The organism is Salinisphaera sp. SPP-AMP-43 (genome assembly GCF_049568105.1).
Taxonomy (GTDB): domain Bacteria; phylum Pseudomonadota; class Gammaproteobacteria; order Nevskiales; family Salinisphaeraceae; genus Salinisphaera.
The window spans coordinates 191,275-216,757 of record NZ_CP145335.1 but is presented as its reverse complement, the minus strand read 5'-3'; the positions used below and the strand labels follow the sequence as shown (position 1 = coordinate 216,757).

23 protein-coding genes are annotated in these 25,483 nt (G+C 63.7%); 11 read left to right on the top strand and 12 right to left on the bottom strand.

Features of this window, described 5'->3' with window-relative positions; genetic code table 11:
* Positions 1–17: 17 nt before the first annotated feature.
* From V5738_RS00910 to V5738_RS00890, 5 genes are all read right to left on the bottom strand, one after another.
* Positions 18–1,418 carry an N-acetylmuramoyl-L-alanine amidase gene (locus V5738_RS00910; protein ID WP_423822511.1) on the bottom strand — a complete coding sequence of 467 codons (1,401 nt, stop codon included), beginning with the start codon at positions 1,416–1,418 and terminating at the stop codon, positions 18–20.
* Positions 1,419–1,779: 361 nt separating this feature from the next.
* The gene (locus V5738_RS00905) at positions 1,780–2,100 is read right to left on the bottom strand and encodes a sterol desaturase family protein (RefSeq protein WP_423822510.1); all 321 of its coding nucleotides are present in this window, start codon (positions 2,098–2,100) and stop codon (positions 1,780–1,782) included.
* Positions 2,101–2,334: 234 nt separating this feature from the next.
* Positions 2,335–3,162 (bottom strand): ZIP family metal transporter, encoded by an 828-nt coding sequence (locus V5738_RS00900; RefSeq protein ID WP_423822509.1) that lies wholly within the window; start codon positions 3,160–3,162, stop codon positions 2,335–2,337.
* Positions 3,163–3,172: 10 nt separating this feature from the next.
* The gene (locus V5738_RS00895; RefSeq protein WP_423822508.1) at positions 3,173–5,308 is read right to left on the bottom strand and encodes a TonB-dependent receptor; all 2,136 of its coding nucleotides are present in this window, start codon (positions 5,306–5,308) and stop codon (positions 3,173–3,175) included.
* A gap of 930 nt (positions 5,309–6,238) precedes the next feature.
* The gene (locus V5738_RS00890; RefSeq protein ID WP_423822507.1) at positions 6,239–6,850 is read right to left on the bottom strand and encodes a TetR/AcrR family transcriptional regulator; all 612 of its coding nucleotides are present in this window, start codon (positions 6,848–6,850) and stop codon (positions 6,239–6,241) included.
* A 94-nt stretch (positions 6,851–6,944) separates the two neighbouring features.
* On the opposite strand from V5738_RS00890, the gene V5738_RS00885 reads away from it, so the two are divergent.
* The 8 genes from V5738_RS00885 to V5738_RS00850 all read left to right on the top strand — a co-directional run bounded on the left by V5738_RS00885 (position 6,945) and on the right by V5738_RS00850 (position 13,527).
* Positions 6,945–7,271 (top strand): DMT family transporter, encoded by a 327-nt coding sequence (locus V5738_RS00885; RefSeq protein WP_423822506.1) that lies wholly within the window; start codon positions 6,945–6,947, stop codon positions 7,269–7,271.
* The gene (locus V5738_RS00880; RefSeq protein ID WP_423822505.1) at positions 7,268–7,585 is read left to right on the top strand and encodes a DMT family transporter; all 318 of its coding nucleotides are present in this window, start codon (positions 7,268–7,270) and stop codon (positions 7,583–7,585) included. The genes V5738_RS00885 and V5738_RS00880 overlap by 4 nt, the downstream gene beginning before the upstream one ends.
* Positions 7,586–8,065: 480 nt before the next feature.
* On the top strand, positions 8,066–8,314 hold the full coding sequence (locus tag V5738_RS00875; protein ID WP_423822504.1) for a Trm112 family protein: 249 nt from the start codon (positions 8,066–8,068) through the stop codon (positions 8,312–8,314).
* Positions 8,311–9,192, top strand: coding sequence for a 6-carboxytetrahydropterin synthase (locus V5738_RS00870; protein ID WP_423822503.1), 882 nt, complete (start codon positions 8,311–8,313; stop codon positions 9,190–9,192). Before V5738_RS00875 ends, V5738_RS00870 begins: the two co-directional genes overlap by 4 nt.
* 34 nt (positions 9,193–9,226) lie before the next feature.
* Positions 9,227–10,564 (top strand): dihydroorotase, encoded by a 1,338-nt coding sequence (locus tag V5738_RS00865; protein ID WP_423822502.1) that lies wholly within the window; start codon positions 9,227–9,229, stop codon positions 10,562–10,564.
* Between the two features lie 81 nt (positions 10,565–10,645).
* Positions 10,646–11,083 carry a ferric iron uptake transcriptional regulator gene (fur, locus tag V5738_RS00860; RefSeq protein ID WP_423822501.1) on the top strand — a complete coding sequence of 146 codons (438 nt, stop codon included), beginning with the start codon at positions 10,646–10,648 and terminating at the stop codon, positions 11,081–11,083.
* Positions 11,084–11,233: 150 nt separating this feature from the next.
* Positions 11,234–12,424, top strand: a complete 1,191-nt coding sequence (gene sat, locus V5738_RS00855) for a sulfate adenylyltransferase (protein ID WP_423822500.1) — start codon at positions 11,234–11,236, stop codon at positions 12,422–12,424.
* Between the two features lie 158 nt (positions 12,425–12,582).
* Positions 12,583–13,527 carry an L-lactate dehydrogenase gene (locus V5738_RS00850; protein ID WP_423822499.1) on the top strand — a complete coding sequence of 315 codons (945 nt, stop codon included), beginning with the start codon at positions 12,583–12,585 and terminating at the stop codon, positions 13,525–13,527.
* Between the two features lie 20 nt (positions 13,528–13,547).
* Here V5738_RS00850 and V5738_RS00845 read toward each other — a convergent pair whose 3' ends face one another.
* From V5738_RS00845 to gltX, 3 genes are all read right to left on the bottom strand, one after another.
* Positions 13,548–14,528: a cation diffusion facilitator family transporter gene (locus V5738_RS00845; protein WP_423822498.1), complete on the bottom strand. Its 981-nt coding sequence runs from the start codon at positions 14,526–14,528 to the stop codon at positions 13,548–13,550.
* Complete coding sequence (locus V5738_RS00840; RefSeq protein WP_423822497.1) at positions 14,525–14,845, bottom strand: ArsR/SmtB family transcription factor; 321 nt, start codon at positions 14,843–14,845, stop codon at positions 14,525–14,527. The genes V5738_RS00845 and V5738_RS00840 overlap by 4 nt, the downstream gene beginning before the upstream one ends.
* A gap of 735 nt (positions 14,846–15,580) precedes the next feature.
* Positions 15,581–17,014, bottom strand: coding sequence for a glutamate--tRNA ligase (gene gltX, locus V5738_RS00835; protein ID WP_423822496.1), 1,434 nt, complete (start codon positions 17,012–17,014; stop codon positions 15,581–15,583).
* 149 nt (positions 17,015–17,163) lie between these two features.
* Here gltX and V5738_RS00830 point away from each other — a divergent pair, with 149 nt between their 5' ends.
* Positions 17,164–17,604: a MarR family winged helix-turn-helix transcriptional regulator gene (locus V5738_RS00830; RefSeq protein WP_423822495.1), complete on the top strand. Its 441-nt coding sequence runs from the start codon at positions 17,164–17,166 to the stop codon at positions 17,602–17,604.
* Positions 17,601–18,356, top strand: coding sequence for a siderophore-interacting protein (locus V5738_RS00825; RefSeq protein WP_423822494.1), 756 nt, complete (start codon positions 17,601–17,603; stop codon positions 18,354–18,356). Before V5738_RS00830 ends, V5738_RS00825 begins: the two co-directional genes overlap by 4 nt.
* Positions 18,357–18,604: 248 nt before the next feature.
* Here the strand turns inward: V5738_RS00825 and V5738_RS00820 are convergent, their stop codons facing one another.
* Entirely contained in the window at positions 18,605–19,495 is an 891-nt protein-coding gene (locus V5738_RS00820; protein ID WP_423822493.1) for a LysR family transcriptional regulator, read from the bottom strand.
* A gap of 88 nt (positions 19,496–19,583) precedes the next feature.
* Here V5738_RS00820 and V5738_RS00815 point away from each other — a divergent pair, with 88 nt between their 5' ends.
* Complete coding sequence (locus tag V5738_RS00815) at positions 19,584–20,315, top strand: NAD(P)H-dependent oxidoreductase (RefSeq protein ID WP_423824218.1); 732 nt, start codon at positions 19,584–19,586, stop codon at positions 20,313–20,315.
* A gap of 827 nt (positions 20,316–21,142) precedes the next feature.
* Here V5738_RS00815 and V5738_RS00810 read toward each other — a convergent pair.
* The 3 genes from V5738_RS00810 to yidD all read right to left on the bottom strand — a co-directional run bounded on the left by V5738_RS00810 (position 21,143) and on the right by yidD (position 25,428).
* Positions 21,143–21,397: a type B 50S ribosomal protein L31 gene (locus V5738_RS00810; protein ID WP_423822492.1), complete on the bottom strand. Its 255-nt coding sequence runs from the start codon at positions 21,395–21,397 to the stop codon at positions 21,143–21,145.
* Between the two features lie 65 nt (positions 21,398–21,462).
* Positions 21,463–24,651 (bottom strand): isoleucine--tRNA ligase, encoded by a 3,189-nt coding sequence (gene ileS / locus V5738_RS00805; protein WP_423822491.1) that lies wholly within the window; start codon positions 24,649–24,651, stop codon positions 21,463–21,465.
* Positions 24,652–25,182: 531 nt separating this feature from the next.
* The gene (yidD, locus tag V5738_RS00800; protein WP_423824217.1) at positions 25,183–25,428 is read right to left on the bottom strand and encodes a membrane protein insertion efficiency factor YidD; all 246 of its coding nucleotides are present in this window, start codon (positions 25,426–25,428) and stop codon (positions 25,183–25,185) included.
* Positions 25,429–25,483: the final 55 nt, after the last annotated feature.

Sequence of the window (25,483 nt, the reverse complement as noted above, 5' to 3'; positions counted from 1 at the left end):
ACCGGTCCGGGCATGCGTCAGCTGCCCCCGCCCGGCAGCTCCAGTTTCTGGCCGACCTGTAGATTCTTGGTATGCAGATGGTTGATATCCATCAGCACATCCGAGGAGACCCCTTCGCGCGCGGCGATCTGGGACAGCGTATCGCCCGACTTGACGGTATAGATCGAACCACCAGTGGCCTGCATCCGTTCCGGCGGATGCTTGCGGAAATAGCTCATCACGCCGTGGTACATCGAGTCGGCCAGTTGCTGGCGGAACCGGTTGTCCTCGAGCTTACGCGCCTGGCGCGGGTTCGACAGGAACGCGGTTTCGCACAGTACCGACGGGATCATCGGATCGCGCAGCACGGCGAAATTCGCCCGCGGCGGCGTATGCCGATAGATCGGGCCGACCTGGCCGAACTGACGGATGATGGCGTGGGCCAGATCGTCGGCATCGTCGATCGACGCGTTCTGGTATAGATCGGTGAGTACCGCGTTGAGGGTGTGATCGGTATCCGAGAACTGCACCCCGGCCACATTGCGATCCGCCGAGTTCTCGAAATGCGCCAACTGAGCAGCCTTGGCGTCTGTGGCGCCGTGCTGGGACAACACATAGCAGGTGCCCCCGTCGACCCCGGTATCGTCCGGATAGGCATTCTGATGGATCGAAATGAACAAATTGGCGTGATGCTGCTGGGCGATACGAACCCGCTGTCGCAGGGTGATGAAGCGGTCGTCGTCGCGGGTCAGTACCGGATGAATATTTTGGGTGGCCTTGAGCCGGGCATAGAGCCGCTTGGCGATCGCCAGGGTGACGGTCTTTTCCATCAAACCGCTGGCCGCTCGGGTGCCAGAATCGTGGCCGCCGTGGCCGGGATCGATCACCACCACGACCGGCCCGGTCTCGGCCGCAGCCCGATACAAGGCCTTGGGTTCGTCGGTACCGGCCGGCTGCCGGGCCGCCTGGTTCGATGAAGCGCCGGCCTGGGCAGCTTGGCTCGGTTGCGGCTCTAATTTTGCGTGCGACGAGGCGCGCTGGGAGGCATTGCCCGTCTGCGCTCCGCCCGACCCCTGAATGGTGGCGACCAGGTCGCTGCCGTCGACGCGGACGCCGGCCAGCTTGGCCCGGTCGGCCAAATCGAGCACGGCCCGCAGGCTGCCGTCGGCATGCCGTGCGATCCGCAGACCGCCGACCGCACCGCCGGACACGCTATCCACGGCCCCAGCCTGGGTCGATTCGAAATCGATGACCGCGCGCGGCGGATCGTCGAGCGCGAAATAGCGATACTTCGGCACGCGATCAAGATCGAAACGCACCATGGTGCTGTCGCCATCTGCGCTCAGATGTACCGACTCGAGAGTCTCGCCGGCTGCCCAGAGCGCCGGACTCACCAGTAAAAAACCCAATAGAAATGCCAGTCGCAGCCATTGCGACATCGGATCGCCCTCAAACAAATCGTCAAAGCCCGACAGCTTAAACCAGAGCCCCGGCCCACGGCGTTCGAATCAGCCACGACCGGGGCTCGATTCCGGCTTCCCCGCCGTCGACCGGGCGGCTGCCAAGCCAGGATCATGCTAAGCAACGGACAGGCCAAGCCGGGCGTCCAGGTACTGGGCCGGCAGTGTTTGGCCATCGATACCCAAGGCGACATGCGCCCTCGCCAACCCATGATTCGGCAAGTTAGGTGTCGAACGAGCGTCCCGGAAGGCATGACGCAGGCCGTCGCTGTGATCGTGCGCGCGGCGCGACCACGGAATGATGGATCCGGTGTACGTGGCGCACGAGTGCCCGACGCAATCAGCGATCCATGCGCTGGCCGATGCCGAACTCGGCATGGGTATACAACAGCAGGGGCTCGCGCAGCACGGCCAGCAACGATATATCCATCCCGATCACGCGCTGCCCTGGCGTCATACGCAATGCCGTGCTCGCATCAATCGCGCTGTCGCTGTGGTGCACGCGATGCAAACGCCCAAACAAATAAACCGTGTGGCACAACAGGTGCTGGCCGTTTTTAACCGCATCCAGCCGCAGCCCACCGACGCCAACCACTCCCGGTACCGGCAGCGACCATCTATTCAGCAGCCCAGAGAGCCGGCGCACAGCGATCGCACCCACGCCAACCGGCCCCCGTCGTGGCCAGGCCCGTGGCGGATTGCAGCCAGCGCTGTATCCGACCAACGACGGCCCTAACGTCATCGATACGGGCGAGCGATGTCGAGCCCGGTTAAGACAGCCAGGCCGATGACCCATACAGCGATAGACCCATCGTCAACCGACATGGCATCTCCCGGCACGCATGGATCGAGGAATGCATACCGAGTCCGGTCGCCGCCGGCTCATCGTGCCCGACTACCTAAAGCCGAATCCGGCCGCGACCACCGCCAGCCCGGCACCAAGCGTGGCGATGAGAAACGGGCCTCGGCGGACCAACTGCCCGGCGGCCGGTTGCCGGGCGAAGTCCAGCCCGACGTGCAGAAACACGCCGGTCGCCAGACCGGACAACCAGGCATTATCGACGCCGGCGTGCAGTGGGCCAGCCCACAACGCGACCGGAATGGCGACCAGGCCGACCGCACAAGACGGCGCCAGAATCGGCCAGCGCGAACGTCCCAGGCCCTGTCGTGCCCGGGCCAGGGCATAGCCGGCCGGTAACTTGTGGGCCACGATCACCACGCCCAGCAGCACGCTCAGCGAAGGCACGGCCGCATAGGCCAGACCCATGGCGGCACCGGCGGCTGCCGCATGCAGCGTGATCGCGACCAAGGCGTTGTCGCCGCCGGCGTCCTCTGGCTCATGCGCCCGCATCAACCAGTCGAGGGCGATGCCGAGCAACAGCCCGGCCGTAACCCCCAGCCCGCCGTGGCGCGCATCGCCGGCCAGCGCCGATGGCAGCAAGAAGATACAGGCACTGGCGATCATGGCCCCAGCCGCCAGACCATCGGCCACCGCGATGCCCCAACCGCCGGTCGGCACTACCCGCTCGGCCAGCCACCAGCCGGCCACCATGGCGGCACCGGCCATGAGGCCGATCACTACCAGTTTGTCGCGTGCCGTGGCTGCGCCCAGTGCCAGCACCAGCAGCCAGACACCGATCAGTGCCGCGGCCGGCAGCCAGCGTCCGGCCCGTGGCTCACCGGCGCGCGGCCGGCCCCGGGACAGGAAAATCGACGCATTCATGTCTCGCCCTCTATAAATCGAAAGGAATTCGGGTAGTCAGCCGGATATCCCGGCCCGGCGACAGGGCATAGCCCTTATAGGTATCGAGAAAGCCGCGATACGCCTTGTTGAACAGATTATTGATCTTCAGATCGAAGCGGACTTCCTGGCCGTGGATCTTGGGTGCGATGCCGGCGCCCAGGTCGACCAGGCCGTAGCCGGAGGTCGAGGCCGTGCCGAACGGCGCACTGTCGAACTGCGAAAACGGCTCGCCGGGGGCAGCTTCCTGGCTGGCGTAATAGCGGACATCGATCTGGCCATAGGCCTGGCGCGGCCAATACGCGCCCTGTGGGGTAAAGCGCGCACCAAGACGTACGTTGTTCGCGGGAACCAACGGCAGATCGTCGTGATTGTCGCGGCGGCGGCCCTCGACGACTTCGCCGGCCGCATGCAGCGACATCCACGACGTGACCTCGGCCTGGAACGACGCTTCGGCGCCGTATAATTCGGCATCGGTCTGGGCATGATCGAACACCGGCAGACCGGCGCGCATCTGGCCGCTGTCCTGCAGATAGATATAGTTGTCGATGGCATTGCGATAGACCGTGGCCTTGGCCTGCAGCCGGTCCGAATGCCAGCGCAGCGAGACCGAGGTATCGATCGAGGTTTCCTCATCCAGATCGGGATTGCCGCGTTGATAGGCTGCGACCCCGCCGTGCTGGCCGGCGACATAAAGCTCGAACAGGCTCGGCGCCCGGAAACCGCGGCCGACGTTGGCCGCCAGCGACAGATGATCGGTGAAGGCATAGACCGCGCCCAGCGAGCCGGTGACCACGTTGTAGGTCTGTTTGCTGGCGTTGCGCACCGATTCCGATGGGTTGGCAGTCTTGCCGGCCAGCGCCTCGACGTCGTGATAGTCATAGCGCAGCCCGGCCTGCAGGGTCAGCGGCCCGAGATCTTTTTCTTCGAAGGCGAACACAGCGGCGTTGTTAACCTCGCCGCCCGGCGAGAGCTGGGTGCGACCACGCGAGACCTGGTGCTTGTTGACGTATTCGACGCCAATCTTGCCGCCGTCGAGACCGAACGCCGGGCCGTGCTGGCCAACCAGACGCGCGGTGTACTGGTCGAACTGCAGATCGATCGCGCCATCGAAGCCGAGATCGCGTGGATAGCCCCCGGCGTTCGAGCGGCGCCGGTTGTTCTGCCACATCAGCTTCGGTGTCCAGGTGATGCCGCCAGCGTCGATCTCGCCGTTGAGCGCCACTTGGCGATCGTCGATGAACTGGCCGACGCCCTCCGGGCCCTCGCTTGGCGGCTTGATCCCGGCCGGCGGCGGCAGCAAGAAGTTGTGTTCGTCGTTCCAGCGGCTATAGCGCAGCGTCCAGTCGCCGAGCGTATCGTCGGTCATGCCGACCGCGACATCGCCGTTGACCTGGTTGAAATCGGTATATTTCAGGCGCCCGGTATAGGCCGGCGCCGTCGAGTGCGCGGCTGCTTTCGGCCCGGGGAAGTAGCTGCCCTCGTCCGGCGTATGGATATCGCCGCCGTCGCGCCGGATCAAACCGAAGGCATAGCCAAAACGGCCGTTGCCGCCGCTCGACTTGATGCCGGTATCCCATTCGCGATTATTACTATCGTAACGCCCCAGCAGCTCGCCCTTGGCGATCTTGTCGTATTCGATCTCGGGCGGCAGCAGGTTGATCGCACCGCCCAATGCGCTCGAGCCGTAGAGCACGCTTGAGGCCCCACGCACGACTTCCACCCGGTCCAGCAGAAACGGATCGGTGACCGGCATGTGGCGCACGCCGAACGATTGGCTGGCCACACCCACGCCGCCGGAAAGAATCTTCACCCGCTCGCCGGACAGCCCGCGGATCACCGGCTTGCCGGCGGTATTGCCGGTGCCGATGCTGTCCACGCCGGCCAGATCGTCCAGCGCCTGGCCGAGATTGGCCGCGCCCTTGGACTCGATGTCGTCGGAGCTGACCACGTCTACATCCGGCGCCTGCGACAACGGGCTGCCCGGAATCGGCACGCCGGTCACCGATACCGTGCCCAAATCAGCAGTGGGCGCCTCACCCGCGCTGGCAGGCGCAGGCTGGGCTACCGGCGCGGGGGCGCCCTGCTGCGGGCCGTCGGCTGCTGCAGAAACAATAGGTGATAACATAACACTCGAAACAAAAACCGACGCAACGACCGGCCGCGGGCTAGAGCGACTCATGGGTTCCCCTGTAGTGAATGACAAAGATCGGCGGCGTTGCCATACAAGCACTGGCCGAAAAAATACGTGCTACCCAAGCCATGAACAGATCCGGGCAGCACTGACGTCGCATAGCTTACGTTACTTTATAACATTTTACAAAATAGACAGCCTATCGACCGATGTGCCTTACAGCCAGGCGTACGAGCCGCCGCCGTACCCCGACTCCGGGCATTACAATGCTCAAATACGCCCAGACGTCTCTAATCAGCCGAGCCGGAAAAGAGCGAGCCCACGGCCGACGCTCCAAAGCCCTAACAGGGCGCATACGACTGCATCAGGATGCGGCCCTAACACCCGTGTATTGATCCTCGCGCTGGGCGTATTGAAATTTCGCGCCACGGGCTGCTGGGCTGCAAGCTGAGGCGCCGCGAGTGCGGTGTAGTGGCGCCCGTCAGCGGCAACGCTGGAGTGCGGCCCAACAGACCGTGGCCCGAAGGGTTGTGCTCCAAATCGCATCGGAGCCTTGGCAGCCACGATTTGGGACGGCAACGCGACACTCGGACGAAACTTCGACACGCCCTAGAGCATGACAACACAGAGCGGCAACGGCTTTACCAACCCGAGACGAAAGCCTTCAATAGCCGCTCTACGGCCGGGTCCGGTCGGCGCATGGCGCGCCACGCTGGGCGCTTCACAAACCGCAACGGGTTCCCCCGGCCCAGCCTCGACTGCTCCAGTAACGGGTTTGAGAACTGCCATCCGAAGGTTAATACCGTCTGGCCAGGATAACGGGGCGTAACACACACCCCGGGCCGAGCTACGAAGGCTACCCCACGGGCGTTGCCCGACCTGGCCAGGCCTGCTGCGCTCGGCTCGGTCACGGTATATGCAGCGCTAGCGATCCGCGCGAGCGGTCAACCCTGACCAGAAGATCGGCCAGATCGAGGCTACCCGTCGATCGTATTCATCACCCGAGTAGATGAAGCGTTCACTGAACAGGCCATCCATCAGACAATAGAACGCATCCAGAAACCCTCGCTCGCTCAGTTCGCCCCAGGCCTGCTCCTGCTGGCCCTGGACATAGAGCGCATGCAGGACCGCATCGATCCGGGCCTCGCCATCCGCATTGATCGCCCGCACTTGATCGGATAAGGCCTCCGGGGGAAAGAGCAGATAGCGCTTGTAGAACACTCCCTGGGCCTCAGTCAGAATGAAGCGCGACAGATCGCAGACCAGTTCGAACAGGCGCTTGTGCACATCGGCCTCGGCGTGCCGAGCGATACTGGTATCCAGGGCCTCGAAAAACGCCGCCTGCACGCGCTCGACCAGGCTCATGAACAGAGCCTGTTTGCTGTCGATGTGGTTGTACAACGACGGCTTACGAATGCCGACTTCGGCGGCCAGCTGCGACAGCGACATGCCCTCATAGCCCTGACGGGCAAACAACGACAGCGCGATTTCATGTACGCGCTCTACGGTAGGTTGGGCTGGGCATTGTGTTGCCATAATCCAGCATACCCTGCCGGCTCGAACGATTGGGCACAAGTCACAGGCCTTGTTATACTACCGACCGTTCGTTCGCGCGTATTGCGAGGCTCTCATGAAATCCTGGATCTGGCTTGCACTGGGCACCGGCACCGAAATCGGCTGGGTCGCGGGCTTGAAACTGGCGGCCTCGCCGGTGGCCTGGGCCGCCACCGTAGGCTGCGCACTGGCCAGCTTGATACTGGCGCTTGTAGCCAGCCGCGAACTGCCGGCGACCACGGTCTATATCCTGTTCGTTGGCCTCGGCGCGGTCGGCACCGTGCTGGTCGAAACATTTGTTCTAGGCGCGTCCCTGCATCCGGCCACCTACGGCTTTTTGGCCCTGCTTCTGATCTGCATCGTCGGTTTGAAAAAGACCGGCAACGCCGGCGCCCGCTCATGAACGCTTGGCTATGGCTACTGGTCGCCAGCGGCTTCGAGATTCTTGGCGTGGCCGGTTTTGTCCGGCTCAGCCATGGCCGACGCCTGTCCGGGGCGGTGATCACAGTTGGCGCATTCTCAGCCGGCCTGACCTGCCTGCATATCGCGATGGCCGACCTGCCCATGGCCGTCGCCTACGGCGTATTCACGGGGTTCGGAACGTTGGGCAGCACGGCACTCGGCATCCTGTTCTGGGGCGATTCGGCCCGCCCGGCTCGGCTGGCCTGGATCGCCGGGCTGGTGATCGCGGTGCTCGGGCTCAAACTGAGTCTTTAATACTGGCTTGGGACGACGACACCTTGGCCATGGCGCGTGCCGAGTGGGCGCTCGCAGATTCGAACCACCGCCTTCGCCATGATTCGGCCGATACCGGCCCAAGACGCCCAACGCCAGTTGCACCCATCGAGCCCCGCTGGCTGTGCTGCTGGCTTGGCCGCGCTCTTTTGCGATCTGTCGCGGCGTCGTTCGCGTAGCGCGCTAGAGTCCGCCTTTCGCATCTCGCCGACCGCGGTCTCGTGGCGCACCGCAGCTGGGCTCGCCCTGTTGCTGGGCGCCTTTCGTCGTGTTCATGCGCGACCGGCCTTTCGCGCCCGAGGCTGTCTGATCACGATCCGGCCCTGCAGCGCTCTACGGCCGAACCGTGACGCGATCCTCGCTGTGCTTCGATTTGCCACCCCACGGGGCTGGGCGCGACTCGCACGAAATATCAACAGACCCTAGACTAGGGCCAGCCACGCCACGCATCGGCCGTTTTTCATGGATAAACAACTGCTCGAGATTCTGGTCTGCCCAGTCACCGGATTATCGCTGTCACCGGCCGCGGCCGCGGATATCGAGGCGCTCAATACCGCTATCGACAACGGCACCGCCGAATACGCCGATGGCAGCGCCGTCACCGAGCGCGTGGCTGCGTTGTTGATCACCCGCGACCGGGCCACCGGCTATCGCATAGACGATGGCATTCCGATCATGCTGCCTGATCGCGGCATCGCCCTGCCCTCGTGAACGCAGCCGACGACGCACTCCAGCTTTTCGTCGAACACGTCACCCATATCGACTGCGGCGTGCTCGATGCTGATTTCGGTCTGCGCGGCGCGACCTGGCTGGTCGATGCCACCCTGACCGGACGCCGCGGCGACGACGGCATGCTGTTCGACTTCGGCCCGGCCAAGCGCCTGCTCAAGGCCGAGATCGATGCCCTGGTCGACCATCGGCTGCTGGTGCCGGCAGCCGCCCCCGGTATCGCCATCGACGGCCATACGATCACCCTGACCACGACCGGCGGCGATCGCTATCGCTATACCGGCCCGGACAGCGCGGTCACCGTGCTGGATATGGTCGAGATCGCGCCCGAAGCACTGGCGCGCTGGCTGGAGCAGCGCATCGCTGCGAACATGCCTGCCAATGTGGATGGACTGGCGATCGATCTGCGCCCCGAACGCATCGCTGGGCCAGCCTACGACTACACCCATGGCCTGTCCGCCCACGACGGCAACTGCCAGCGTCTGGCCCACGGCCATCGCTGTCGGCTGTCGATCGCGATCGACGGCACGGACCGGCCGGATATCGCCGGCGCCTGGGCCGAGCGCTGGCAAGGCGTGTTCATCGGCAGCCGGGCCCATCTGAGCACCGTCGACGACGCCGAGCGGCTTGGCTTTGCCTACGCTGCCGAACAGGGCGAATTCGCCCTCGACATCGCGGCCGCACACTGTGTGCTGCTCGACGGCCCGGCCACGGTCGAAAACATCGCCGACTACATCGCCGGCGAACTCGCCGCGCGGTATCCGGGCCGGCTGATCCGGGTACGGGCCTATGAAGGGGTCGGCAAGGGCGCGATCGCCACGCGCTGCGCCAGCGATCGCGCCCGACTGGCCCCGGCCTGATAATATTTTTCGTCCCGAACCCAAGGGTCGCCGCATGACCGACTATCTCATCACCAACGCCACGCTGATCAACGAAGGCGAGCGCGCGATCGCCGACGTGCTGATCCGGAACGGCCATATCGAACGCATCGACGGCGACATCGCGGCCCCGGCCGGGGCCGAAGTCATCGACGGGGCCGGCTGCTACCTCATGCCCGGCATGATCGACGACCAGGTGCATTTTCGCGAACCGGGGCTGACCGACAAGGCCGATATGGCCAGTGAATCGCGGGCGGCCGTGGTCGGCGGCATCACCAGCTTCATGGACATGCCGAACGTCAAGCCGCCGACCATCGACAACGAAGCGCTCGCCGCCAAGCTAGAGATGGCCCGGGGCCGCTGCACGGCCAACTACGGCTTCTACCTGGGGGCGACCAACGACAACATCGAGGCGATCAAAAACGTCGATACGTCGATGGCCGCCGGGGTCAAGATCTTCATGGGCGCCTCCACCGGCAAGATGCTGGTCGACGACGAAGCCGCCCTGGAAGCCATCTTCGAGCATTCGCCGCTGACCATCCTCACCCACTGTGAGGACACGCCCATGATCGAAGCCAACGCGGCCAAAGCCCGCGAGCGCTTCGGCGAGGACGTGCCGATGAGCCAACATCCGGTGATCCGCTCCCGCGAAGCCTGTATCGCCTCGTCGAAAAAAGCGATCGACCTAGCGACCCGGCACGGCGCCAATCTGCATATCCTGCATATCACCACCGCCGAAGAACTGGATCTATTCGCGGCCGGGCCGATGGCGCCCAAGCAGATCACTGCCGAGGCCTGTGTCCATCATCTGTTCTTCACCGAAGATGACTACGCCGACAAGGGCACGCTGATCAAATGCAATCCGGCGATCAAGACCGCGGCCGATCGCGATGCGCTATTGAAAGCGGTGAGCAACGACATTATCGACGTGCTGGCCACGGATCATGCCCCGCATATCCGCGCCGACAAGGATAATCCTTATTTCTCGGCCCCTTCGGGGCTACCCCTGGTTCAGCATGCTCTAATCTCGCTGGTCGACCATGCCTCGGCCGGTCATTTCACGCTCGAGCAGCTGGTCCAAAAAGCCGCCCACAATGTAGCCGATCGCTTCGATATCGCCGAGCGCGGTTATCTACGCGAAGGCTACTGGGCCGATCTGGTCCTGGTGGACCCCACTGGGCGTACCGTGGTCGATGACGAGCCCGTGTATGCCAAATGCGGCTGGACGCCGTTTGCCGGGCATACCTTCGATGCCCGGGTGGTCAGCACCTTCGTGTCTGGCCAATTGGCGTATCATGGCGGTAAACTTAGCCAAGGCTGCATCGGCGAGGCGTTGGCCTACGACCGGCGCTGACAGCCCCCGGACACGCTGCATCCACCAGCGTCGTCGCGGTCCCACGCCACGCCGAAGCGTGCGTTTTTCGAGGTGTCGAGTATGGAAACCAGCGATTTGCGCAAGGCGGGGCTCAAGGCAACCCTGCCGCGCCTGAAAATTCTGGAGATCCTGCAACAGAACAGACAGGATCATCTGTCCGCCGAAGACGTGTATCGCAAGCTGCTCGACAGCGACGAGGACATCGGCCTGGCTACCATCTATCGGGTGCTGTCCCAGTTCGAGGATGCTGGACTGGTGATCCGCCACCATTTCGAGGACGGCCATGCCCTGTTCGAACTCGAGCAGGGCCCGCACGACCACCTGATCTGCGTGAAGTGCGGCAAGATCGAGGAATTCTTCGACGACGAAATGCAGCAGCGCCAGCGCGACGTGGCCCAGAAATCGGGTTTCGACCTGTCCAAGCACACCCTCGTGCTGTACGGCGAATGCCAGGCTGCGAACTGCGAAAACGACACGACCGGCAAGAATAATTCGTAATGTCGTTAGACCGGATGGCTGGGTTGCCGCCGGTCATACCCCCTCGTTAGACTTCTGCGCTTTAACATGATTCGCAGCCATAACCCGCGGTCATAACACCGTGGGCTCAATGCATGGCTCCTGGCTGCGACAACACGGGATAGCACATCCATGATCAAGCCCCACGGTTCGGATACGCTCAATCCGCTGTTCGTCGCCGACGACGACGCCCGCGGCCTGCTCGTCCAGGAAGCCCACGAACTGCCGTCGATCACGGTCAGCTCGGCCGCCGCGGCCAATGCGGTCATGCTCGGAGCGGGCTATTTCAACCCATTGATCGGCTACATGAATAAGGCCGACGCCCTGTCCGTGGCTCGCGACATGCGCACCACTGACGGGCTGTTCTGGCCGATCCCGATCGTCAATATCGTGGCCGATCCGGAACCGATCCGCGGCGCGGCCCGCATCGCGCTCAAGGACCCGAACGTCGAAGGCGAGCGGGCGATCGCCGTGCAGGACGTAGAAGGCATCGAAGAGATCTCGGATGCCGAGATGGACGAGATGGTCATCAACATCTTCGGCACCGACAGCGAAGAACACCCGGGCGTGGCGACCTTCAAGGGCCTCGGCCGCTATATCGTGCACGGCCCGATCCAGGTGCTGAACTTCTCCTATTTCGAGGCCGACTTCCCGGACACCTTCCGTACCGCGCCCTCGATCCGCGCCGAATTCGCCGAGCGCGGCTGGGACAAGGTGGTGGCGTTCCAGACCCGCAACCCGATGCACCGGGCCCACGAGGAACTGTGCAAGATGGCCCTGGAGGCCACCGGCGCCGACGGCGTGCTGGTGCATATGCTGCTCGGCAAGCTCAAGCCCGGGGACGTGCCGGCGCGGGTGCGCGATGCTGCCATCCGCAAGATGGTCGATGTCTACTTCCCAGAAAACAGCGTCATGATCACCGGCTACGGCTTCGACATGATGTATGCCGGGCCTCGTGAGGCCGTACTGCACGCGGTGTTCCGCCAGAACGCCGGCTGTTCGTACCTGATCGTCGGCCGCGACCATGCCGGCGTCGGTGATTTCTACGGCGCCTTCGAGGCCCAGACCATCTTCGACGAAAAGGTGCCGGACGACGCTCTGGAGATTGAGATCTTCAAGGCCGACCACACCGCCTTTTCCAAGAAGCTCGGCAAGGTGGTGATGATGTCCGACGCCCCGGACCACTCCAAGGACGACTTCGTACTGCTGTCCGGTACCGCCGTACGCGAAATGCTCGGCCGTGGCGAGGCCCCGCCGGAAGAATTCTCCCGGCCCGAGGTGGCCGAGATTCTGATGGATTATTATCAGAGCAAAAGCGCCTGATCGGCGGCTCCGATCGACCACAACAAAGCCCGGCTTCGCCGGGCTTTGTTGTATGCAGGGCACCAAACGAACGACGCGCCGGTGTTGTTGATCCGTATCAAGCCCGGCGCATATCGATCGGCTAGTCTGGCGCCATCATTCGATCGACAAAGCCTTTCATGACTTCGAGCCCTGCCACCGCGGGCGGCCGCAATGGCCAGCGTATCGTGATCGTTGGCGCCGGCGCGGTCGGCGCCGATACCGCCTATACCCTGTTCCTGCGTGAACGCGCGACCGAGATCGTACTGATCGATATCGACGACCAACGCGCTCGCGGCGAAGCTCTGGATATCCAGCACGGCCGCGCCCTGGCCGGGGCCTCGCGGGTCCGGGCCGGCGACTATAGCGATTGCGCCGGCGCGGATATCGTGATCATCACCGCCGGCGCCGCCCAGAAACCGGGCGAAACCCGCGATGCGCTGCTGGAACGCAACGCCGTGATCATGCAGTCGATCGTAGATTCGATCATGGTCTATCTCAACGACAGCGCCATACTGCTGATCGCCACCAACCCCGTCGATACCCTGGCCCAGATTGCCTGGCTGCGCTCGCAGCGACCGGCTGCACGGGTGATCGGCTCGGGCACGGTGCTCGACAGCGCCCGACTGCGGTGGCTGCTGAGCGACGATCTCAAGGTGGATGCACGGCATATCCATGCCCATGTGATCGGCGAACACGGCGATAGCGAAGTCGCGGTCTGGAGCCACGCCAATGTCGCCGGTGCGCCGATCGAGCTGAGCGCAGGTCGCCGTCGGCAGCTGGCCGAAGCCACCCGCGACGGCGCCTACGAAGTCATCCAGGCCAAGGGCCATACCAGCTATGCCATCGCAGTATCGCTGGATCGCATCTGTGCAGCGATTCTCAACGACGAACATGCGGTCCTGGCGGTATCGACCCGGCTCGACGGCGCCTACGGGCTATCGGGCGTCTATGCGAGCGTGCCCTGCGTGGTCGGCCGGCACGGGGTCGAGCGCATCGTCGAACTGCCACTGGATACAGCCGAGCACGAAGCGTTCATGCACTCGGCTGAACTCTTGCAGCAACGGATCGCGCCGTTCGCCTAGCCCGGCCCGCCCAAGATACATCAGGTGGCGATTCCGCAGTCCAGATCGTTGACACAGGCCCGGGCGGTCGACTGATCCTCGGGTTGCAGCGTGGTATGGGTAATCGAAAAACGCTCGGCCAATAACGCCTGCAGCCGTGGCAGAATCGCTTCCCAATCGGCCAGCCGACCGATCTCGACGTGCGCCGACAACGCCCGCTGGTGCGAAGACAGACTCCAGATATGCAGATCGTGCACCGAGCGTACCCCTTCCACGCCTGCCAGCGCTTGGCTCACCCGGGTCGCATCCACACCCTTGGGCACGCCTTCCATCAATACCCGCACGACTTCCCGCAGCAGCGGGAAAGCCGAGATCGAAATCAGCAGGCAGACGAACAACGACAGGATCGGATCGATCGGCGTCCAGTCGGTGGCCATGATCACGAAGCCGGCCGCCAGTGCAGCCACCGAGCCCAGCAGATCGCCCAGCACATGCAGTAGCGCGCCGCGTACGTTCATGGTCTGCTCGCCGCGCAACAGGATCGCACCGATGATGATATTCACCAGCAACCCGATACCGGCGATGATCATCACCGTACCGCCCATCACCGGCTCCGGATTGAACAGCCGATGGACCGCCGAGACTGCGATCGCGACCACGACGCCGATCATGAGCACGGCATTGATTAAGGCGCCCAGCACCTCGGCGCGCTGTAGGCCAAAGGAATGGGCATTGGAGGCCGGGCGCCGGGATAGCCAGGCCGCGACCGCGCCGATCGCAAGCGACGACGAATCGGTGAACATATGCCCGGCATCGGAAAGCAGCGCCAGTGACCCCGACAGCCAACCGCCGACGACTTCCACCACGGCGAAGGCGAGCGTAAAGCACAGCGAGAACACCAGCACCTTGCCGCTGCCATGATGATGGTGCCCCCCCAACCCGTGATCATGGTCGTGACCGCAGCCGTGCTCGTGGGGGTGCTCGTGGCCGTGTGCGTGGTCGTGCGAATGCGAGGTGCTCATCGCCTGTCCTCCTTAGCACTGTGCGCGATCATGTCGCGTAGCACGCGCTGTACGTGGTCGTCTGCGGCCACATAGAACACCTGCTTGCCACGGCGTTCCGCCGCCAACAGCCGCGCTGCACGCAGCAGCCGCAGATGATGGCTGGCCAGCGACATCGAGATGTCGATTTGCTCGGCCAGACTTGCCACGCTCTGCGGCTGCTCGAGACAGGCATACACCAACGATAGCCGGTTCGGCTCGCCCAGCAGACGAAACATCTCGGCCATGCGGTCGGTACGGCCCGAATCGAGCGTCGCGATATTGACGGTGAGGGCCATAGAGACCTCTACAATTGAATAATCATTGTAACGATACGGCTGACGTTATGGTATTGCGCAGTCGAATAGCAAATTACTATCGATGGTCACTACAGAAATCAGCACCGCCCCTGTCCCAGATCCGGCTGCTGCGGTACGGACCGACCGGCGCCGGCCGGGCGGTCGCAGCTACGCGTGCGGCCACTAACGTACAACGCACACCGACCAAGCCGGTAAGGCCAATTGATCTAGTGATCGGAACCCGGGTGGCGTTGAGCCGACTGTGCCCTCCACTACCCGGCGTCCCAGCCCAGAGCGGCAGGTCCTGATCGATCCCGCATCATGCCCAAGCCCGCGGCATGAGCGTCCGATCGCGGCCCCGGTAAGGGCTCTCCCTTTTCTAGCATCACACTCTAGCATCAAGGGCCGCTGGCGCCTTCGACTGGCACGATCGGCATAGACCGACCTCGCCCACCGACAGCCGAGCCCAAATCCACCACGCATCGGCTGTAGCGCGAACCGCTGCATATGCCTTGGGTTCGAAAGCACCCGCAGCGCAGACCTGCGGACACAGTCGACTGCCATAGGCCGCGCTTAAGCCCCCTAATGGCCGCGATTCCTGCCACTCTAGATCCTTTCAGCGCGCTTCAGACGCCGAAGGGCGCGGTGCGAGCGGCCATTGGCATAGTGCCATAGGCCAGCAACAACCCAAGGCCCGGGCTGCTGCTGGCCTATCTTCGCTGTTCGTGCGAGGTCTTAGTCGGCCTTTAATTCACGGAACGCCGATACGGCCGCATCCAGGCGGGCCAGGGTCGTCTCGCGGCCGAGCAGCACCAGCGTATCGTCGATCGAAGGCGACACCGGACCGCCGGTCAGGGCGATCCGGATCGGCTGGGCGACCTTGCCCATGCCGACTTCATTGGACTCGGCCACCTCGCGTACGGTCGCAGCGACGGCCTCTTCTTCCCAGGCGTCCAATTTGGCCAGACCGTCATGCACCTGGGCCAGCAGATCCGGGGTCGCGGTCTTGATGTGCTTCTTGACTGCCTTGGGCGCGTATTCGTCGACCTCTCGAAACAGAAACAGACTTTGCTCGGCCATTTCCGCCATGGTCTTGCAGCGGGCCTGCTGGACTGCGGCGATCTTGGCCAAACGATGCGCATCGACGCCTTCGATGCCGTGCCGGGCCAGATGCCAGGCCAGTTCATTGGCCAGATCCATCGGCTCGGCAGCCTTGATGTGCTCCTGGTTCACCCACAGCAGCTTTTCCGGGTCGAAGGTCGAGGCACCGCCCTGGACGTTGGCGATATCGAAATGCTCGATCATCTCCTCACGCGTGAAGATCTCCTGATCGCCATGCGCCCAGCCCAAACGCACCAGATAGTTGAGCAGCGCGCTCGGCAGAAAACCCTGCTCGCGGAAGGTCATCACGCCGACCGCGCCGTGGCGCTTGGACAGCCGCTTGCCGTCAGGGCCGAGGATCATCGGCACATGGGCATAGTAGGGCAACTCACCATCTTCGCCGATCAGCGCCTTGAGAATATTGATCTGACGCGGCGTGTTGTTGACGTGGTCGTCGCCGCGAATGACATGGGTGATGCCCATATCCATATCGTCGACCACCACGCAGAAGTTGTAAGTCGGCGTGCCGTCGGCCCGGGCGATGATCAGATCGTCCAGCTCGGTGTTGGCAATCGCGATCTCGCCCTTGACTAGATCCGGGATCACGGTCGTGCCCTCGAGCGGCGTGGCGAACCGGATCACGGGATCAACGCCTTCCGGCGGCTCGGGCAGGGTCTTGCCTGGCATCGGCCGCCAGGTGCCGTCGTACTTGGGTTTTTCGCCGCGGGCACGGGCCGCTTCGCGCATGGCCTCGACTTCCTCGGCGCTCGAATAGCAGCGATAGGCCCAGCCCTCGGCCAGGAGCCAATCGATGACTTCGGCATAGCGGTCGAAGCGCTGGGTCTGGTAGTAAATCTCGCCGTCGTGCTCCAGATCGAGCCAGTGCATGGCATCGAGAATCGCCTGTACCGCCTCGTCGGTGGAACGTTCGCGATCGGTGTCTTCAATACGCAGCACAAAGCGGCCGCCGTGTTTCCGGGCATACAGCCAGGAATACAAGGCAGTACGGGCGCCACCGATATGCAGATAACCGGTCGGGCTCGGAGCGAAACGGGTAACGACAGACATGGGGGTTCTACCTGGTCGGGCCGGCTGGCGAAGGCGCATAGTCTAACAATCCCGGCCAGCGCCATGCCCAGCACGGTGCCTGCGAAACGATGGTTGACACTATCAACCCCAACCGCGAACATATAGTTGATACTGTCAACTGATCTGCTATGAACGCCACCGCGATCGGGGAATCGCTCCATCGCCTGCTGCATGCCTATAAACGCGCCCTACGCGAAGGCTATGCGGCAGCCGGCATCGAACTCACGGTGTCTGAAATCCGGGTGCTCAAAAGCATCGCCCGGGCTGCCCAGTGCACGGCACAGACGATTGCCGAACGCATGCTCCAGGACAAAGCCCGTATCGCCCGACTTATCAAAAGTCTGCAATCGGCCGGCTTGATCGACCGCCAGCCGCATCCAGCCGATAGCCGCAGCCAGCAGCTGACGCTGACCGTCGCCGGCGAACGCCTGTATCGCCGCATCGTCGACATCGAGACCGAAGCCGGCCAACGCATGGGCGCCGGCCTGTCCGAGAACGAACTCACCCACTTCATTGGTCTGGCCAATGCGATGGCCGCCAATCTCGACCAACGGGAACAGACCCCATGAGCCGTACCCCGCCCCGCCAGTTCACCGTGCTCGACAAGACCGAAATCACCCCGCATATGCTGCGGATCACCCTCGGCGGCGCGGGCATGGTCGATTTCCCGGCGGACCAGGCCAGCGCCTACGTGAAGCTGCGCTTCGCCCAGGCCCACAGCGACCGGCCACTCCTGCGTACCTACACCGTACGGTCGCAGCGTGAGGACGCCATCGATATCGACTTCGTACTTCACCACGATGGCGGCCCGGCTTCACGCTGGGCGGACCAGGCGACACCGGGGGACACCATCGAAATCGGCGGCCCCGGCCCGGCCAAGCGCGTCGATCCCCGCGCCGACTGGTTTTTACTGGTCGGCGATATGACTGCCCTGCCGGCGATCAGCGCCAATCTCGAAACCCTGCCGGCCAACGCCCGCGGGCGGGCCGTGATCGAAGTGATCGACCGAGCCGATATCCAGGATCTGCGCGCCCCCGAAGGCATCCAGCTCGACTGGGTGATCAATGCCCGCCCCGGGCGCGACAGCGACGTGCTCTGCGAGGCCGTGCGCGCGCTGAACTGGGCTGCGGGCCGGCCGTCGATCTGGGTGGCCTGCGAATTTGCCAGCATGCGCAAACTGCGCGCCCATCTGAAAGACGAACGCGGCGTGGCGAAAGAGGATCTGTATATCTCCAGCTATTGGAAACTGGGCAGCAACGAAGAACGCCACAAGGTCGAAAAACGCGAAGACGCCGAATCCGCCGAATCCGCCGGCGCCTGATCGATCGAGCTAGGCACTATCGCGCGGTACGCGTTCAGGCCACGGCCAGTGCTCGGCAAAAACGCGCCCCATAGCACGGGTGTCTCGCGCCCCAAAAACGTGCCGCTTTGCATCGTTTGCTCTCTTGATGCCGAGATTGGGCCAGAACATGACGCCCGGGCATCCGGCGCAGACCAAAGCACGCCATGGCGGCTGGGCCTTCTGGGCGGTGTTGAAGCCGGCCTCCAGTACGAGGCCTGTCTCGAGGCTCAGCGGCACATGGCCCGGCCCGCCAGGGCCTGCTGGTACTCGGGCTCGGAAAACGCCGCGAACAGCAGATCGCGCACCGCCCGGATACGGGCAACACGTTTTAAATCCGGATGCACCAGCAGCCATAGATCGGTGCCCAGCGTCTCGATCGGCTCGTCGACCCGAACCAGATCGGGATCGCTATCACCCAGGTAACAAGGCAATACCCCGCGGCCCGCGCCGTGCCTGAGTGCCGCTCGCAAACCCAGTAGCGTATCCAGCCGATAACCACAGCGGCTCGCGATATCGCCGCGCTCGGCAAGCCAAGCCTCAAGCGCCGGGAAATACACGCTATCGTCCAGTCCGACCCATTCGTATGCCGCCCTCGGTGCTGCGTTGGCCTGAGTATAGACCGCCATGGCCACCTGCCCGAGCCGCCACCCCACCAGATGTTCCGGCGGCTGATTGACCGCCCGTACCGCCATATCGGCCTGGCGCCGGGTGAGGCTATAGGTGTCATTGGAGACCGCGACCTCGAGCGCGATGTCGGGATAGTCGCGCCGACAGTCGGCCAGAATAGCGGCCAACAGCCCCTCGAACAGAGTATCAGTCGTGGTCAGGCGCACCGTGCCCGAAGGCTGGGCCTGGCATTCGAGCACCCGCTGCTCGACGCCAATCACTTCGCGCTCGATACGCTCAGCGGCCGCGACCATATCGGCACCGGCCGCGGTCGGCCGATAGCCGCTACGCGCCCGTTCGAACAGACTCACCCCGATACGCTGCTCCACCGCGTTCAACCGACGAAAAATCGTGGCATGCGCGACACCGAGTCCTCGGGCCGCCCCGGCCAGCGATCCCGAGCGGGCAATGGCCAGCACCAGCCGCAGGGCATTCCAGTCCAAATCTTGCATTCATGCAAATAGCGATTGCGATTTAAGAGGATTCTATTTCAAAACCGAAAATCGCATGCTGGCTATATCGCTCAAACACGATATCGCTATGCATGCCTTGATCGTTCATTGCCACCCGGAGCCGCAATCGTTCAACGCCGCGCTCACCGACGTCGCCCGCGATACGCTGGCCCACATGGCAGCCACGGTCGAGATCGCCGATCTCTATGCCGAGGGTTTCGATCCGGTGGAAGGCCCACGGCATTACGCCCCGCCTGCGGATCCCGATTATTTCTCGGCGCTTAAGGAACAGCGCGAAGCCCAACGGCCGACCGATATCGCCGACCAGATCGAGCGCCTCGAACGGGCCGACCTGCTGGTGCTCCAGTTTCCGCTCTGGTGGCATGCCCAACCGGCCATGCTCAAGGGCTGGTTCGATCGGGTGTTCGTCTACGGCGAGCTCTACACCAGCCGCCGGCGCTATGACGAAGGCCATTTTCGCGGCCGGCGCGCAGTCTGTTCGGTGACCACGGGCGGCCCGGCCCATACGTTTTCGCCCTACGGCCGCGGCGGGCCGATCGAGCGCCTGCTCTGGCCAATCAATTACTCACTGCACTATATGGGCTTCGATGTCCTGCCGCCCTGTGTCAGCTACGGCGTGCAAGGTGGTGGCATTGCTTATCAGGACCAGGGCGCATTCGAACAACATTTGGCCGCAGCCAAACAGCACTGGAGCGAGCGCGTCGCCCGACTGCCGATCGATACGCCGATCCCGTTCACCGGCTGGGCCGATTGGGAGGACGGCGTGCTGCGCGAGGAACACCCGATGCGTTGGGCCTGACGATCGCCTGTCAGGCTGGGCTGGTAGGCCAGCGGCATCCCGACCCGTTGGCTGCCACGCATAGGGGGCTTTTGCTGACGACTACGCCCCCAGCACGGCCGATATAACAACGCCCTCGGTCAGAGCAGAGCGAGTCTGGCGCCTATCGCCATCACAGCAGGCGGCACGCGCCTCCAGGGCGGTCGAAACGTGCCGGAATAGCGGCTGAAACGCCGTTTTAGTCGCGCACCAAGGCATCGTATGGGCTGGATACCCAATAACCACCGAGGGGCCGTTGGTGCGGCTACCGAGCGCTCGGACTACGTCCGAATGACCGATCCGCCATGCCCGGCCTGGCCAACAGCACACAGCGGGCGGCGGCCGGCCGCTAAGGCTTGACGCTCAGACAGGTCGCGGCAGCGCATCATCGCCCGGCCTGGCTGCCCGACAGACCGCCATATTCCTACCGAGCACGATACAGGCTTTCATTCACTGCCCGTGGCCGTATCGACGCCAGCAGCCCGTCAATAGCCGACGGAGCCTGACGCCAGCGCGATCGGGTCAACCTGGGCTCGCCATGATCGACGCGATACAAGACACGCCTGCCATAGGCGGCTAGGCACGTATGCAGGCTTATCCAGCTCATAGGCCAATCGGCCTTGCCGGCCGCACGCGGCCTACCACGGCTCTCGATCACTCCACGAGCGAACGGCTCATAGCGCAGCCAAGCTCGGGCACGAACGCTGGACGCACGAAGGCATCGGCCGCACGAACGGCCAATGCCTTGCCACGAAACGGTCTTTCCGGGCGCGCCGTCACCGGCCCGCGCCCGGAACGCAGCGTTCGTTCTAGCGCTTGCCCATCGCGCCGAAGCGACGACGGAAGCGCTCCACCTTACCGGTGGTATCCATGATGTTCTGCTTGCCGGTGTAGAACGGATGGGTATCGCTGGTCACTTCCAGCTTGATCAGCGGATAGGTGTTGCCGTCTTCCCATTCGATGTTTTCGTCCGACTCGATGGTCGAACGGGTCAGGAAGGCAAACTCACTGCCCATGTCCTTGAAAACCACCGGGCGATAGTTGGGATGGATATCCTGTTTCATGATCTTTTGACCGTCGCGTTGCGAATCGTGAAAATCCGTTACTGTCTTTTTATGGCGGCGCGCCGTCAAGCGACCCGGGTCAGTGCCAGGGTCAACTCACCGTCGCCGACCTCGAACGAGGCATCGATGTCGCCATCGGGCGCCTCGCTGGCCGTCAGCGTTCGCGCGAGTGTTTCACGCGTCAGCAGTTCAGCGTGGGCCTCAATTGCCGATGCCAGGCTCGCCTCGGCCCGGTATTCAACCCGGATCCGATCGGCGACATGGAATTCGGCCTGTTTGCGCAGCCGCTGTATGCGGTTGATGACTTCTCGCGCCAGACCACGCTGGATCAGCGAATCGTCTAGTGTACTATCAAGTGCCACCGTAACGCCATCCTCGCGTCCGACCAGCCAGCCGGCCACGCCTTCGGCAGCCACCTGCAGGTCGCCTTCGCCGAGTTCGATGGTCTCGCCGTCGGCCTCGACCGCGATCGTGCCGTCGCGCAGATAGGCCGCAATGGCATCATCGTCCAGTTCGGCGACCGCAGCGGCCACCGGCTTCATCTTCTTGCCAAGGCGCTTGCCCAGCTGCTTGAAGTTCGGCTTGGCACTGCGCTTGACCAGATCGCCCTCGCCGGCCACAAATTCGATGGCATCGACGTTGACTTCGTCACGCACGATCGCAGCCACGGCCTCGACGTCGGCCCGGGCCACACCCGGCTCCTCAACGACCAGAATCCGCGCCACCGGCTGGCGGACATTCAGCCCCGCCTCGTTGCGCAGCGCCAGGGTGTTGGCCACGATCGCCCGGGCTAGGGCCATGCGCCGTTCCAGATCGGTATCGGTGATCGCGGCATCCGGGGTCGGGAAATCGGCCAGATGCACCGATGCCCGAGCGCCCTCGTGCTGGGTCACCTGACCGTATAGCCAGTCGGCGAAAAACGGCGCGATCGGCGCCATCATGGCCGCCGTCTCGGTCAGACAGGTCAGCGTGGTGTGGTAGGCCGCACGCTTGTCGGCCACCTCGGATTCGCTGGCGCTGCCGGCCTCGTCGGCCCGGGCACCGGCCCAGAAGCGTGCCCGGGAGCGCCGGATATACCAGTTCGATAGCGCATCGATGAAACGCTCGACGGCACGCGCAGCCCGCGTGGGGTTGTAGTCGTCCAGTGCCGCCGCGGCCTCGGCTGCCGTCGACTGCAGCCGCGACAGGATCCAGCGATCCAACTCGGGCCGCTCGGCGACCGCGGGCGCCGGCGTGTCCGCGCTAAACCCGTCGATGTTGGCGTAGGTCGCGAAGAACGAATAGACGTTCTCCAGCGTGCCGAACACCTTGGTGCGCGTCTCGCGCAGGCCACGATCGGCGTATTTGGTGTTATCCCAGGGCGGGCTGTTGGACAGCATGTACCAACGAATGACGTCTGCGCCGTGTTCGTCGAGCGCTTCGAACGGGTCGACCGTGTTGCCCTTGGACTTGGACATCTTCTCGCCGTTGGCATCCAGCAGCAGGCCGTTGACGATGACGTTCTTGTAAGCCGGCGAATCCTTGATCAGCGTGCCGATCGCGTGCAGCGAGTAGAACCAGCCACGGGTCTGATCCACGCCTTCGCAGATGAAATCCGCCGGGAAGTTGGCCTCGAAGATTTCCTTGTTTTCGAAGGGATAGTGCCACTGGGCGAACGGCATGGCACCGGAGTCGAACCAGACGTCGATGATTTCGGGCACGCGGCGCATGATGCCACCGTCGGCAGCGCGCCAGGTGATCTCGTCGACCTGCGGCTTGTGTAGATCGAGCGTGTCGTCGGCGGCGACCTGGTCGCCCGCGTACTCACGCAGCTCGGCGATCGAGCCGATCACGACCACATCGTCCGGATTTTGGTCGTTGACCCAGATCGGCAGCGGCGTACCCCAGTAACGATGCCGGGACAACGCCCAGTCGACGTTGTTGGCCAGCCAGTCGCCAAAGCGGCCGGTACCGACGTGCGGTGGATGCCAGTTGATGCGGTTGTTGTATTCGACCAGCTTGTCTTTGTGCTGCTGAGTCGCCACGAACCAGGACTCGACCGGGTAGTTCATCAAGGGCGTGCCCTTGCGCCAGTCATGCGGGTAGTTATGAACCGTGACGCCCTGCTCGAACAGCAGGCCGCGCTGTTTCAGATCGCGGGCGATCGGCTTGTCGGCATCCTTGAACCATAGCCCGCCGACCAGCGGGAAATCGGCCCGGAAACAGCCATCGTTCTCGATCGGATTGAACACCGGCATGCCGGCGTCCGAGGTCACGCGGAAATCGTCGGCACCGAAGGCCGGCGCCTCGTGGGCGATGCCGGTACCGTCGTCGGTGGTGATGAAGTCGGCCGGGATCACCCGCCAGGCCGCTTCGGCCTCGGGGTGATCGAGGAAGGTATCGAACGGCGGCTTGTAGCGTTTACCGATCAGCACATCGGCGCCGAAGGTCTCGAGGATCTCGGCGTTCTCGCCGAGCGTGGCGGCGACACAGTCTTTCGCCAGGATATACAGCGAACCGTCCTCGGCTCTGGCCTTGGCATATTCGATACCCGGGCCGACCGCCAACGCTACGTTGGAGGGCATGGTCCAAGGCGTGGTGGTCCAGGCCAGGATCGCCACCTCCGGCTCGTCTTCCAGGAAGAACTTGACCGTGATCGACGGGTCCTGGACCTCCTTGTAGCCGAGGCTGACTTCGTGCGAAGACAGCACCGTACCCGAGCCCGGCGAATACCAGTGAATCTTGTGGCCTTTGTAGAGCAGGCCCTGCACATGCAGCTGTTTGAGCAGCCACCACACGGATTCGATGTATTCGTTGGAAAAGGTAACGTAGGGGGCATCCAGATCGACCCAGTAGCCGATCCGACGGGTCAGTTCGTCCCACTGGTTCTTGTAGCGCAGCACCGATTCACGACAGGCTGCGTTGTAGGCGGCGATGCCGTAGTTTTCGATGTCCTCGCGCGATTGCAGGCCGAGTTCTTTTTCGACCTCGATCTCCACCGGCAGGCCATGGGTATCCCAGCCGGCCTTACGGTCGACGCGATAGCCGCGCATGGTCTTGTAGCGGCAGAAGGCATCCTTGATGGTCCGGCCCAGCACGTGGTGAATACCCGGCCGGCCGTTGGCCGTAGGCGGGCCTTCGTAGAAGGTAAAGGTCGGGCCGTCGGCGCGGGCGGCCGTGGAGGCTTCGAAAACCTCGGCCTCATCCCACCAGCGCCGAACGTCGGTCTCGACCGCCGGCAAATTCAAAGGCTTGTGCTCGGAAAAACCGCTCATGATTGGCTACGCTGTTTGACGAACGTGCGGCCGGCGGCCGTGCATGGCCCGAACACGAGCGGCTAGCGCCCGCGATCATCCGGCATCGGAATGCAAACGACCCTTAGGATCGCGCGCTACTATAAACCTTGACGCGCCGCTATGCATGGGTTGGGTGGTGCGGCCCTGCCGCGCTCGTCCGAGCCGTGGCGGCGAGCACCTGCTTTTAGCCCGTATGACAGCCGCCTGTGCTTGGCCATGGGCCCCGGGTGCGCTGGGCTCGGGTCGCTGTTTAATCCGTACAGCGGCTATGGGCCACCCAGCTCTGCAAGACGAGAGCCGCTGTCTCGCGGCAGGCCACGCTAGCGACCCGCCCCCGCGGCCGGGCGCCCGTTGTGATTTCCCATGGTTGTCCAAGCTGTTGAGACAGGGGTTGCGGTGTGTCGTCCAGCGCCATCGCTGCTGGGTCCTAATGGCGACACAAGAGGCGTGTGCCTCGGCATGGCCGTAAAACAGCCCCGCGCGTCGACTCATCCGAAAGCCAAGCCATGCCTAGCGACGGCGCGGCGGCACCGGATCGTAGCCGCCCTCGTTGAGCGGATGACAGCGGCTGATACGCCGTATGGCCAGCCAACTGCCCCGAATAGGTCCATGCACGGATAAAGCGGTGAGCGCGTATTCCGAACAACTCGGCGCAAAGCGACAGCGCGGGCCGATCAGCGGCGAGACCAGCCAGCGATATGCAACGATCGGCGCCTGTAGCAAAGCCACCACTAGCCAGCGGATCGCCTGTCGCAATGCAATGCATACGGGATGACCAGACATAGCTGAACAGTTTAACCCCGGCAGCCCG